General features: G+C 25.5%; 9 protein-coding genes. 3 read left to right on the top strand and 6 right to left on the bottom strand.

The features are described from left to right. The first annotated feature begins 533 nt into the window (after positions 1-533). Positions 534-902, top strand: coding sequence for a DMT family protein (locus tag BINT_RS12165; RefSeq protein ID WP_014488883.1), 369 nt, complete (start codon positions 534-536; stop codon positions 900-902). Between the two features lie 82 nt (positions 903-984). On the opposite strand, the gene BINT_RS12160 is transcribed toward BINT_RS12165, so the two are convergent. Together BINT_RS12160 and guaB are read right to left on the bottom strand one after the other, a co-directional pair. Next, positions 985-2,457: a SurA N-terminal domain-containing protein gene (locus BINT_RS12160; protein WP_014488882.1), complete on the bottom strand. Its 1,473-nt coding sequence runs from the start codon at positions 2,455-2,457 to the stop codon at positions 985-987. Between the two features lie 181 nt (positions 2,458-2,638). Next, a complete protein-coding gene (guaB, locus tag BINT_RS12155; RefSeq protein WP_014488881.1) occupies positions 2,639-3,760 on the bottom strand; it encodes an IMP dehydrogenase in 1,122 nt (373 codons plus the stop codon). Positions 3,761-4,040: 280 nt separating this feature from the next. On the opposite strand from guaB, the gene BINT_RS12150 reads away from it, so the two are divergent. Beyond that, complete coding sequence (locus tag BINT_RS12150; protein ID WP_014488880.1) at positions 4,041-5,138, top strand: hypothetical protein; 1,098 nt, start codon at positions 4,041-4,043, stop codon at positions 5,136-5,138. An 86-nt stretch (positions 5,139-5,224) separates the two neighbouring features. Here BINT_RS12150 and rbr read toward each other — a convergent pair whose 3' ends face one another. From rbr to BINT_RS12130, 4 genes are all read right to left on the bottom strand, one after another. Then, positions 5,225-5,761 carry a rubrerythrin gene (gene rbr / locus BINT_RS12145; RefSeq protein WP_014488879.1) on the bottom strand — a complete coding sequence of 179 codons (537 nt, stop codon included), beginning with the start codon at positions 5,759-5,761 and terminating at the stop codon, positions 5,225-5,227. Between the two features lie 44 nt (positions 5,762-5,805). Next, a complete protein-coding gene (locus BINT_RS12140; RefSeq protein ID WP_041177461.1) occupies positions 5,806-6,402 on the bottom strand; it encodes a superoxide dismutase in 597 nt (198 codons plus the stop codon). Positions 6,403-6,572: 170 nt separating this feature from the next. Next, positions 6,573-7,619, bottom strand: coding sequence for a hypothetical protein (locus tag BINT_RS12135; RefSeq protein WP_014488877.1), 1,047 nt, complete (start codon positions 7,617-7,619; stop codon positions 6,573-6,575). Between the two features lie 9 nt (positions 7,620-7,628). After that, entirely contained in the window at positions 7,629-9,023 is a 1,395-nt protein-coding gene (locus BINT_RS12130) for a DNA polymerase III subunit delta' (protein ID WP_014488876.1), read from the bottom strand. A 180-nt stretch (positions 9,024-9,203) separates the two neighbouring features. On the opposite strand from BINT_RS12130, the gene BINT_RS12125 reads away from it, so the two are divergent. Beyond that, positions 9,204-14,327 (top strand): hypothetical protein, encoded by a 5,124-nt coding sequence (locus BINT_RS12125; RefSeq protein ID WP_014488875.1) that lies wholly within the window; start codon positions 9,204-9,206, stop codon positions 14,325-14,327.

Below are 14,327 nucleotides of genomic sequence, written 5' to 3'. Positions count from 1 at the left end.
ACCCAAAATTTTATTAATAGTTAGAATCTCCCAACCGCACGCAAAGCAACACTATAAATATAAGTTGATTAATAATTGCACTTAATTAATATATCTAAAATTCATTAAACGTGCGTTAAATAGATTGAAAATTTAATTTAAACTTGGGCGGGCTTTTATATATTCTAATTTAGTTTATAAGAAATTATTAGTTAAAACTGCATATAAATTTAATAAGGAAAAAAGGGTGGGCATGTGTAATAAAAAATATAGTTTTTTGTTTTTTATGTATTGACAAAGTTTTAAAATATGTTAGAATATACTAACAAATGTTAGAGAGTATTAATAAAGTCAACAACTTTGTATCCCTAAATTGATACAATATATTTTATAACCTTCATTTAATTAAACTGTACGCCCCCTATGATGGTAGGGGGCAATATTTTTTCATTAAATATAAAAAATAAATATAGCAAATTCTTTTTTATAACATATAATATTTTATCAATAAAAAAAATTTTATAGATAAATAAATGGAGGATTAAAATTTTATTATGAAAGCTATAACAACTATAGTATTACTTATATTGTCAAATACATTTATGACAATAGCTTGGTACGGACATTTGAAATTTAGTGAGATGAAAGGTTTTGCTAAATTATCACTTCCTATAATTATATTAATAAGCTGGGGAATTGCTTTATTTGAATATTGTTTTCAGGTTCCAGCAAATAGAATAGGATTCCAAGGTAATGGAGGACCTTTTTCATTAATGCAGCTTAAAGTTATGCAGGAAGTTATTACATTAACTATATTCACTATTTTTACAGTAGTATTTTTTAAAACAGAAACTTTAAGAATAAATCATTTTATAGGTTTTTTATGTTTGATATTGGCAGTATTCTTTATTTTTAAGAAATAGTAATTATCATTATATAAAAAAGATACAATAAAAGGCAATTATATTTAGTATAATTGCCTTTATTTTATTGATGATTTTTTAATTATCTTAGATTATGTTTTTTTACTCTAGCATCTGCTATATGTTGATTTTCCCATTCTATTTGAATTAAATTCATTCTCTGCATAGATAATTCTCTTTTAACAGCATTTTTAGTAGCGGCATCCAAAGTTGTTAAAGTAGCCATATTTGGTTTTTCTTCAGCAACTAATCTTATAACAGCCACACCATTATCCAATTTTATAACATCGCTTACTTGATTAGTCTGCATAGAGAATACATGCATATAGAAAGATTCAGTAGAAGAATCAGGTATAATTGCACCTTCAGCAGTATTTAGTCTTCCCTGATTATAAGAGAAAGGCTTATCTGGTTTATAATATTTTATATATCCGTTTCCATTTAATCTTGCCAAATTATTAATACCAGCAACAGCAGCTTTTAATACTTCAGCTTGTTTTGTTTTTTCAGCTTCTAAAAGAGTATTCATATTAGCATTTAAATATTCTCTTCTTATAACTTCTCTATTAACATCAGTATATTTTTCAGGTATTCTAATATCATTAACTAATACAATGTAATAGTATCCGTTTGCATATATAGGCTGTAAAAGATTAGTTCCTTTAGTAGCGTTATTAGCAAAAATTTTATTAGCAAAATCCTCATTAGGCATTTGCATCCTTGTAAGATATCCTAACTTATAGTTATTAGTATCAAAACTTTTTTCCATAGCTGTTTTTTCAAATAAAGTGATATCGTCTTTCAAAGTTTTATATAAATTATCAGCTACTCCGCCACTTTGAGTTATTATCCAAGAAATATCAGCCTGAGCAAAATTAGTTTTATTATCTATAAAATATTTTTCTAAGTCAGCATCAGCCACTTGATTAGACTGTACTATCTCAGAAGCATTTATATAAACCATTTCAATATCTTTTTTTGTAAGATTTCTTTTGTATTCTCTTTGCATTTCTAAATCATTTAATTTAACAGAAGTAAATAATTCGGCAGAAGCAGTTTGTGCTAATATATCTTCTTCTAAATCTTTTTGTATTTTTACTTTATCAGATTGAGAAGAATTTTTTATAAATGATTCATAAGCCATTTGATTATAAACACCATTAGTATCTATAAACTGACTTTTCATAGCTTCAACTATAAAATTATCGCTTACATTAATATTTTTTCTAGCTACATCATTTAAAAGAATAGTAGCAACAGCTCTTCTAAATGCCAAATCTTCTATGTAAGTATACATTTCATTATTTATTTGTATTCCTAATTGCTGATAATAACCTTCTATTTGTCTGAAAGCTCTTCCATAAGGACTAGTGCTTGTATAATATATAGGCTTTCCATTAACAGAACCTATTGTAGGAGTTTTTTGGCTTCCTCTTGTATCAACTACCAAGAAATAAATTATCAAAAGTATTGAAACTGCTGATACTCCTAGCCATTGTAAAGTTTTTATTACTGGACTTTTCTTTTTAGGTACATAGTTTTTATTAGATGACATTATATATATCCTTAATTCTTAATTAAAAAATGATTATAATTTAATAATTATATAAGAAGAGTTTAAAAAATTCAAGTTTTTATAAAATTAAATTTATAATTGTTAGTATTTATGAACTTATATAAAAAAGCTGATAACCTTATCATTTAAATAAAGTTACCAGCCTATAATTTCTTTTTTATTAATAGTTAGGTGCTTTAGAAGTTATTTTTACATCATGTACATGGCTTTCAGCTAAACCTTGATTAGTTATTCTTATAAATTCAGCTTTTTCCTGAAGCATTTGTATATCCTTAGCCCCAATATATCCCATACCAGCACGAATACCGCCAACTATTTGATATACAACATCAGCAACATGTCCCTTATATTCAGTAACACCCTCTATTCCTTCAGGTACAAATTTAGATTTATTAACAACCTCACTTTGGAAATATCTATCTTTGCTTCCATGTATCATAGCACCAACAGAACCCATTCCTCTATAAGGTTTGTATTTTTTACCGTCTATTATAATAACATCTCCAGGAGCTTCATAAGTAGAAGAGAAAAGTCCTCCAGCCATAACAGCATCAGCTCCTATAGCAAATGCTTTAACTATATCTCCTGAATACTTTATACCGCCGTCAGCAATAGCTCCTACATTATATTTTTTAGCTATTTCTGAAGCATCATGTATAGCAGTAAGCTGAGGAACACCAACACCAGCAATTATTCTTGTTGTACAAATAGAGCCTGCACCTATTCCTATTTTTATAGCATCTACTCCGGCATCAATCAAAGCCTTAGCTCCGTCTGCAGTAGCAATGTTTCCTGCTATTACTTCAACTTGAGTATATTTATCTTTTATTTCTTTTATAGCAGTAAGTACATTTTTTGAATGTCCATGCGCTGTGTCTATTACTATTAAATCTACTTTTGCTTCTATAAGTTTTTCTATTCTCTCATATCTGTCATCAGATATGCCTATAGCAGCTGCAGCTATTAAAGAACCATCTTCTGATAAAGTAGCCTTTTCTTTGTTTTCTATATCCTTAAAACTTTTTACTATTTCTACTTCTTTAACTTGCTGTTCTAAAGGCATGTTTTTATGTATAACACCTAATCCTCCGCATAATGCCATAGCTATTGCCATTTTAGATTCTGTTACTGTGTCCATTGGAGAACTTATTAATGGTGTGTTTAATGTTACTTTTTTTGTTAATTTTCTTCTTAAAGTTACATCTTTTGGAAGAATATCTGATTCTTTTGGTACTAATAATACATCATCAAAGGTTAATGCTTCTTTAATATTAATAGGCATAATTATTTTTCCTCTTTTTTAATTAGATATAGATTTGAATAATATAGATATTTTGATAAAAGATTCTATAGTAAAAATGCTATAATTGCAATGATTTTTTATTTTTTAATGAATATTTTATTTAAAAATATTCAAATGTATTAAATGTTCATTATTATTGTAATAATATTGTAAAATTTTATCTATTTTTTATTTTTAAGTAAAGTATATTTACAAAAATACAATAATATATTATACTGCAATTGTAAAGAAAGTTTACTAAGTATGCAGGAGGTAAATTATGACTATGACAACAATAAAAGATAATAACTTATTTGATGTATATAAAATGTATTTTAAACATGGTGATTTTAATGATTTTTCTAATGTAAAAAGAAATCATATACTATCTTCTTTAATTAGAGAAATAAAAATCATAAATGCTAAAAAAGATTCTATTAGTGAAAAAGAAATAGAGAGTATATATGATATATTGGTAAAACTTTCTGTTATGGCAAGAATTGATTTGATTATGGCTATGAAAGGTATAAAGAGTAAAGATATATCATTCATAGGCGGTATAAAACGCTCTAAAGATGTTATAGATTATGCTTTAAAGATAATAGTGAAGTTATTATATAAATTAGATGAAGAGCAAATAACTTCTCATTATACCAATAAGTTTATTGATAATGACAGTATATCTCATACTAGCAGAGTATTTATTATAACTGTAAGATTTATGAAATATTATAATAACAGCATAAATAACAATATTGTATCTGATATAAGAAAGAAATTTAAAAAGAGATATTCTAATTATTATAAAAATGTATTAAGAAAATTTAATATTAGTAAAAAAATAACGAGATTAGAGCATGTATACAAGAATGGTTTAAGAGATATTTTATTTAATGAGTTAGTTAATATTGCTATATCAGCGTTTTGGCATGACATATCAAATTTATCTAATAATTATAATAAAGATTATAATACATCAAAATGCTATTCATATTTAAAGCATTTTGTAAAATATAATTATGATATATCATTAACAGTAGGGCTTCATAATGAATATTACGGATATGGAAACGGAGTATTTTTGAATTATTATAATACTATAATTAATTCAAATACACTTTTCGCACCTAATTACATTATTAGTTTTGATTATAATGATACTTTGAAATTAAACAGCGTATCATATTTTCCTTCAAAGGTTCTAGAGATAATAGACTTATTTGATAGAATAACTTATTCTAATAATAGTTCAGTTAATAATGATGATGCTTTAGCATTTATTAGTGATAATTATTTGGATAAAGAAGTAAAAGTGGATCCTATAATTTTTGATATATTTTCTTCTTTTGTGTCTGATAATATAAAATTAATAGCTTGATAATATAGTTTAAAATTATTTAAAAAGAAAAGAGAGGGAAAATAATTTCCCCCTCTTTTTATTTTTAAGAAACGTAAATTCTAAAATTAGAAGTTTTCAACTCTAACTTCGAAGAATTTTTTAGCATGTTTACAAACTGGGCAAAGTTCAGGAGCTTCTTCGCTTTCAACGATGAAACCACAGTTTCTGCATTTCCATTGAACTTTAGTAGCTTTTTTGAAAACGCTTCCGCTTTTTACAGCTTCTCTTAATTTAGCATATCTTTCTCTGTGTTCTTTTTCAACATCACCGATTAATTTCATAGAACGAGCTATTTCATCGAAACCTTCTTCAGTAGCTTCTTTAGCCATTCTTGGGTACATATTTTCGTATTCTTCATTTTCACCTTCCCAAGCAGCTTGTAAGTTTTGAAGAGTATCACCTATACCGTTAAGATATTTGAAATGTACTTTAGCATGTTCTCTTTCATTTTCAGCTGTTTCAAGGAAAATAGCAGCGATTTGCTCATAACCTTCGTTTCTTGCTACGCTAGCAAAATAAGTATATTTGTTTCTAGCCATAGATTCGCCAGCAAAAGCTTCATTTAAGTTTTTTTCTGTTTTTGTACCTTTTAAATCCTTCATTTTAATTCTCCTAAAAAAATATATAAATAATTAGTTAAACTATATTATTTAGCAAGTTTGATTCTTTCAGCAACATAGTCCCAATTTACTAAATGATCAACAAAAGTAGTTAAGAAATCAGGTCTTCTGTTTTGATAGTCTAAATAGTAAGCATGTTCCCAAACATCGCAAGTTAAAACACCATGTACTTTATCAGCAACAGGGTTCATAGCATTAGCATATTTTCTTACTTCTAATTTACCATTGTTCATAACAAGCCAAACCCATCCAGAACCGAATTGAGTTTTACCGCCAGTAGTGAAAGCTTCTTTGAAAGCATCAAAAGAACCGAAATCTGCTTCGATTTTTGATTTTACTTCAGCAGGTATAGCAACATCTTTTTTAAGCATTTTAAAGAATTCTTCATGGTTATAAACTTGACCAGCATTGTTAAATACAGCTTGTTTATCAGCATTGTTGTGAGATAAAGTGATTAATTCCTCAATGCTTTTTCCTTGTAAAGCTGAATCTTTAGCTACTAAATCATTAAGAGTAGTAACATAAGTATTTAAGTGTTTTCCATGATGGAAATCCAATGTGTTAGAAGACATATATGGTGCTAAATCTTCTTTTCCATAAGGTAATTTCATTAGATCAAACATACATTTTACTCCTTCATTTTATTTTATTATTCATAAATAATAACCTATTTTAAATTAATGTCAAGCATTTATTAAATAATAAAAAACTTTTATTAGTAAAAATTACTATTAATAAATAAAGGCATACCAAAAATGGCATGCCTTTAATGATTTTTAATTTTTATTTTTAATTAGTTAGCAGCTTCAGTAGTTTCTGTTTCTGTAGTAGTTGTATCTGTAGTAGTAGCTGGATCAGCTGCTTCATTTTCATAATCTCTGAAAACTGGCATTTTTTCTCTGCTTAATATTTCATCTTCTGTTTGACCATAAGTGAATCCTAATTCATCATAGTATTTAGCGTAAGTAGTTCTAAATCTTTCAGAAGTAGTATATAAAACTTTATGGTATTTAGTTATTAACAATTTATATTTAGCAGTTTTAATATTTTCATCTTCTGTTTTTAAAGTAGTCAAATCCCAAAGGTTATTAAACATTTCATTTAAGAAATAAACTTTGCTTACATCGCTGTTTTGGTTTATAGTAGCTAAGTTATAGTTAACACCTGCTAAGTAAGTGTTTAACATAATCAATCTTTGAGTATCATTAGCTCCTGTTAATTCATTGTTTAAAGCATTAACTAAATGATATCTGCTTTTTGCATAATATCCAGCAGTACCTTTAAATAGATTAAAAATACCAGCATAAAGATTTAATTCATAATCTGCTTGTTTTAATTCATTAGTTTTTCCAAGTATTTCATAAATAGGCTTTATATCATCATAAAGTTTAAAAGATTTATCTAATTCTTGAAGAGCTATATCTATATTATTATCATTAGCTAATGGGTTAGCTACTAAATCATAGTAATAAACCGCATTATAGAACATTTCATTAGTATCAGTGAAATTAACATTAGTATAACGCTCTAATATTTTATTAGCTTTGTAAAGAACTCTGAATAAATAATCTTCTCTCATTTTAGTAAGATTAGTTTGAAGAAGATTGTATTCTTTATCAAGAGCAACATCATCAGTATTTCTTAAATCAGTGAAAGAAGGACCAAAAGATGTTATTTCATTTACAGTGTTAGTTCCTGCAGCTTCTTGATTTTCAGTTGTAGTTTCAGCAGTAGTTTCTGTTGTTTCAGTAGCAGTAGTATCTGCTGTAGTTTCATCCTGAGCGTATACTGGGCTTAACGCTAGAATCATTACGCTTAATACAAGAAATAGTTTTTTCATGTATAACTCCTATATGTTTTTATTATAATTGTGTAACCAAGTAAAAATGTTGCCTAAAGTTTTATAAAGCAGCATTTTAGGTTGAGTATTTGTATTAATTAGGGTATTGATTGTAGAATCTAATTCATCAATAGTCCATACAATACTTTCATCTGAAATAGAACTAGGCAATATATAATCTCTATTTTCTATTTCAAGATACTTATCTTCTAAAGACTTTTTTAAAATATTAATCATTTCTCTAAAAGCATCAGCTATCTCATAATCTCCGTCACTTAGTAATGTGGCAAGTGAGGCTATTTGAGACGGATTGTTATTTAAAGCAGCGTCCATAAAAGATAATAATACTTTGTATATATTATCGCTTGTATTTGATTTTTTGTCAAGTACATATTTTACTGCTTTAGCCACACTTCCATAAGAATTTTCTAATGCAAGGGCTGTTTTTTCTTCATTTAGCCTCAATCTCTTCATTAATATGGATCTTAAAGTATTTTCTGATAAAGGTGAAAATTTTAATTCCATCATGCGCGATCTTAGAGGTTTCATACCATCTTGCACCAATTTATTAGTATCTGAAGTTATTAGAATAAATATATTATTGTCTGAGGGTTCTTCTAAAGTTCTTAAAAAGATATTAGGAGCCCTCTTATCCATTAATTCTATACCTTCTATGATAATAATTCTCTTATTTGATATTCTCGGCTTTCTGTACGTTAATTCTATAATATTTCTTACTGTATCAAGCGGAATTACCGTATGTATTATATTATAATGTATTTTTTTTAATGCACTGAAGAAATCGCCTTCTATAGAAATTTTTTTCTTGCCGCCTTTATTTTTAGCTATATTTAAAGCTTCTTTTGATTTATTTCTGAATATAGAATCTATAAACTCAACATTATCAGCATTTAACTCATTTAAAGTATAATTAACAGCCAAATAATAAGGTTCTATTAAAGCATATCTTGAAGTTTCTTTTTTACTTCCAAGCATATATTCTTTTGGTTCGCTTGTAGGATAATTATCATAACTATCAAAAAGCATAGATTCAACTTTATACAGTATAGAACGGCATGCAGAATAAAAATTATTAAATAAATGCGGCATTTTATATTCTAAATATTGATTAAAATAAAGCTCAGCATTTCTAAATCTTTCATCTGTGCCTGCCACTATAACATCAGGGTGTTTGTATTGATCTATCATTTTACAGGATTTGCATTCATCGCAGTAAGTTCCGTTTCCTCTCTCGCAGCAAATAGCCTTAGCATAATTTAAAGCACTTTCAAATTTGCCAATTCCCTCATCTCCGTAGAAAAGATAGGCATGATGAAGTCTGCCGCTTTTATATATTCCTGACATTATTTTCAGCGGGGTTGTTTGTCCTAATACCTTAGCCAATATTAAACCTCTATTAGTAGAATGATATGTTTTTTACGAATACATATATAAATCATAAATAAAATTATATCAACAATAATTTTTGCTGTTTTAAATTATAACTATAATTATGACGATATTTTACTGTTGAGTTTTAATTTTTATATTAGAGCATAACAATATAATAATGGGGAATATTTAATGGCTGCAAATGATGATATAACAAAAAAAGATTTAAGTGAAAATAATGATAATAAAATTGTAAATATTTCTGAAAGACTAGATAAGTTAGAAAAAGATGTTGAAAGCATTTTATCTGATGATAAAATAACAGACGAAGAAAAAGAAAATCTTATCAAGGAAATTTTACAAAATGAAGAGTTTTTACAATCTGCAGCGGAAACTATAAATAAAGATAGTTCAAAATATGATGAACTTATCAATGAATTAAAAGAACAATTGTCTAATAGTTTTGATGATAAGATAGACGAAAAAATAGAAAAAAATAATGCTAATTATAATAGCATAATGTTGGAACAGAATCTTAAAAATTTCAAAGATATTTCCAATTTGAGAAAGAATCAGAAAGATTTAGAGAATTCTATAACTGAAAATAATACAAAATATGATGATATTGTAAATAATATTAATGATATCAATGATAAATTGGACACTAATTCAGAAGAATATAAAAAAGATATAAAAATTTTAAATTCAAAATTAGAAGAATACAAAGAAGAGCATTCTAAATTCTTAGAAGAAGAGATAGAACATTTTAATAACTTAAAAGAAGAATTATCCAATAACATCGAAGAAAAGATAGACGAAAAAATAGAAAAAAACAATGCTAATTATAACAGCATAATGCTAGAACAGAATCTTAAAAATTTCAAAGATATATCTAATTTGAGAAAGAGCCAAAAAGACTTGGAAGAAAATATAAAAGAAAATGTATCTAATATAGTTACTTCTTCTATCAATGAAAATAATTTAAAATATGATGAAGTTATAAATAATATCAATAACAAATTAGATACCCATTCAAATGAATACAAAAAAGAAATAGAAACTATAAATTCTAGATTAGAAGAATACAAAGAAGAGCATTCTAAATTCTTAGAAGAAGAAAAATTGGATAATCTCAAAGAAGAATTATATAATAGTTTTAATGATAAGATAGACGAAAAAATAGAAAAAAATAATGCTAATTATAACAGCATCATGTTGGAACAGAATCTTAAAAATTTTAAAGATATATCTAATTTGAGAAAGAGTCAAAAAGACTTGGAAGAAAATATAAAAGAAAATGTATCTAATATAGTTACTTCTTCTATCAATGAAAATAATTTAAAATATGATGAAGCTATAAATAATATCAATAATAAGTTAGATACTCATTCAGAAGAATACAAAAAAGAAATAGATGATTTAAATGCTAGATTAGAAGAAACAAAAGAAGATAATGTCAAATTTTTTGAAGAAGAAAAAAGCAATTTAAAGAAAAATTATGAAGATATACTAATTGATATAAAAGACATTAATGAACAAATGGAAAGATATAAATCCATATATGATGAAAAACTTTCAACAGCAGAGAATCAATTCAGTACATTAATATTGGATCAGAATTTAAAAAATTATAATGAGATCGATAATTTAAAGAAAGATCATTCAGATTTAAAAGATGTTGTAGAAAGAATAGATAATACATTAAGTATAAATAGTTTAAAATATGATGATTTAATAAGTGATATTAATAATAAATTATCAGATAATTCATTGAAATACAGAAGAGAGTTAGAAAGTTTAAAGAGTAAATTTGAAGAATCTAGAGAAGAGCAGGATAAATTTTTAGAGGAAGGAAAAGAGAATTTAAATAACCTTAAAGAAGAATTATCTAATAACATTGAAGAAAAAATCGATGAGAAAATAGAAAAGAACAATGATAATTATAACAGCATAATGCTAGAACAGAATCTCAAAAATTTTAAAGATATATCAGATTTAAGAAAGAATTATAAAGATTTAGAAAATAGCATAAAGGAAAATATTGCTAATACAGTTTATGCTTCAGTAAATGAAAATAATTCAAAATATGATGAGCTAATAAAAAATATAGATGATAAGTTGTCTTCTTATTCAGAAGAAAATAAAAAAGAAATAGAAGGCTTAAATACTAAATTAGAAGAGGCAAAAGAAGAACAAACTAAATTCTTAGAAGAAGAAAAAGAAAGTTTCAATAATTTAAAAGAAGAACTATCTAATAGCATAGATGAAAAAATTGATGAGAAAATAGAAAAGAACAATGCTAATTATAACAGTATAATTCTAGAACAGAATCTCAAAAATTTTAAAGAGATATCAGATTTAAGAAAGAATTATAAAGATTTAGAAAATAGCATAAAAGAAAATATTTCTAATACAGTTTACGCTTCAGTAAATGAAAACAATTCAAAATATGATGAGCTAATAAAAAATATAGATGATAAATTATCTTCTTATTCAGAAGAATATAAAAAAGATATAGACAGCTTAAATACTAGATTAGAAGAAGAAAAGGAAAATTTAAATAATCTTAAAGAAGAACTATCTAATAACATTGAAGAAAAGATAGATGAAAAAATTGATGAGAAAATAGAAAAGAACAATGCTAATTATAACAGTATAATGCTAGAACAGAATCTCAAAAATTTTAAAGAGATATCAGATTTAAGAAAGAATTATAAAGATTTAGAAAATAGCATAAAAGAAAATATTTCTAATACAGTTTATGCTTCAGTAAATGAAAATAACTTAAAGTATGATGAGCTAATAAAAAATATAGATGATAAATTATCTTCTTATTCAGAGGAAAATAAAAAAGAAATAGACAGCTTAAATACTAGATTAGAAGAGGCAAAAGAAGAACAAACTAAATTCTTAGAGGAAGAGAAAGAAACTTTAAATAATCTTAAAGAAGAATTCTCTAATATTGTAAATGAGAAAATAGAGAGAAGTAATGCTAGTTATGGCAGCTTAATGGTAGAGCAAAACTTAAAGAATTTTCAAGAGATTTCAGATATTAAAAAGAGCTGTGAGGATTTAGGAAATTCTATAAATGAAAATAATGCTAAGTATGATGAACTAATAAAAAATATAGATAATAAATTATTTACTTATTCAGAAGAAAATAAAAAAGAAATAGACGGTTTAAATGCTAGATTAGAAGAAGAAAAAGAGAATTTAAATAATCTTAAAGAAGAATTATCTAATAACTTTGATAATAAGATAGACGAAAAAATTGATGAGAAGATAGAAAAAAATAATGCTAATTATAACAGCATAATGCTAGAACAGAATCTTAAAAACTTTAAAGAGTTATCAGATTTAAGAAAAGGTCATAAAGATTTAGAAGATTCTATCTTATCTAATAATGCTAAATATGAAGAAGTTCTAAATAATATTAATAGTATCAATGATAAATTAGATTCTACTTCAGAAGAAAATAAAAAAGAAATAGATAGTTTGAATGCTAGATTGGAAGAAGTAAGAGAAGAGCAGACTAAATTCTTAGAAGAAGAGAAAGAGAATTTAAATAATTTCAAAGAAGAATTATATAATAATTTTGATAATAATATAGACGAAAAAATTGATGAGAAGATAGAAAAGAACAATGCTAATTATAACAGCATAATGCTAGAACAGAATCTTAAAAACTTTAAAGATTTATCAGATTTAAGAAAAGGTCATAAAGATTTAGAAGATTCTATCTTGTCTAATAATGCCAAATATGAAGAAGTTTTAAATAATATTAATAGTATCAATGATAAATTGGATTCTACTTCAGAAGAGCATAAAAAAGAAATAGATAGTTTGAATACTAGATTGGAAGAAGTAAGAGAAGAACAAACTAAATTCTTAGAAGAAGAGAAAGAGAATTTAAATAATCTTAAAGAAGAATTATCTAATAGCATAGACGAAAAAATCGATGAGAAGATAGAAAAAAATAATGCTAATTATAACAGCATAATGCTAGAGCAGAATCTTAAAAACTTTAAAGAGCTATCAGATTTAAGAAAAGGACATAAAGATTTAGAAGATTCTATCTTGTCTAATAATGCCAAATATGAAGAAGTTCTAAATAATATTAATAGTATCAATGATAAATTGGATTCTACTTCAGAAGAAAATAAAAAAGAAATAGATAGTTTGAATACTAGATTGGAAGAAGTAAGAGAAGAACAAACTAAATTCTTAGAAGAAGAGAAAGAAAATTTAAACAACCTAAAAGAAGAACTATCTAATAGTGTAGACGAAAAAATTGATGAGAAGATAGAAAAAAATAATGCTAATTATAACAGCATAATGCTAGAACAGAATCTTAAAAACTTTAAAGAGTTATCAGATTTAAGAAAAGGTCATAAAGATTTAGAAGATTCCATAAATGAAAATATTTTGAAATATGATGAATTAATAAATCAATTAGAAAGCAAAATAGCAAACTTTAATAATAGTAAAGAAGAATCATTCTTAGATAATGAAAATAATTATAATAATGATTATAATATTGATGAAAAAATCGATGAGAAAATAGAAAAAAATAATGCTAATTATAACAGCATAATGTTAGAACAGAATCTTAAAAACTTTAAAGAGCTATCAGGTTTGAAGAAAGCCCAAAAAGATTTGGAGGATTCTATTTTGGCAAATAATTCAAAATATGATGAATTAATAAGTCAATTAGAAAGTAAAATATCAAACTTTAATAATAGCAAAGAAGAATCATTCTTAGATGATGAAAACAATTACAATAATTATAATATTGATGAAAAAATCGATGAGAAGATAGAAAAAAATAATGCTAATTATAACAGCATAATGCTAGAACAAAATCTTAAAAACTTTAAAGAGTTATCAGATTTAAGAAAGCATTATAAAGATTTAGAAGAAGAAATTAATAGACTAGCTAATAGAGATAATCATTATAATACTAATGATACTAACTTTGAAGAGTTTGCTGATATCATTAATAAAAGATTGAATAATCAGGAAGCGAAAAATGATGAGTTTATAAAAGCGGTAAATGATATTCTAAACAGAAATAATATAAAGTATGAACAGCTGCTTGACTCAGTAAATAGAAAATCTGAAGTTAATAATGTCAGAGACAATACTGAATATGTTAGGTATGTGAAAAATCATGATGAGAGACGCAAAGATATTAATGATAATAAAGTAGCTAAAGATATTAAGAGATTAGATAAAAAAATAAGCGATGTTACTATATTATCCATTTCTATTTTTGCAATTATAGTTGTGATATTTTTAGCTTATCAATTATTATGA

Origin of the sequence: Brachyspira intermedia PWS/A (assembly GCF_000223215.1) — a bacterium.
Lineage (GTDB): Bacteria > Spirochaetota > Brachyspiria > Brachyspirales > Brachyspiraceae > Brachyspira > Brachyspira intermedia.
This window is presented reverse-complemented; position numbering and strand designations above follow the sequence as displayed.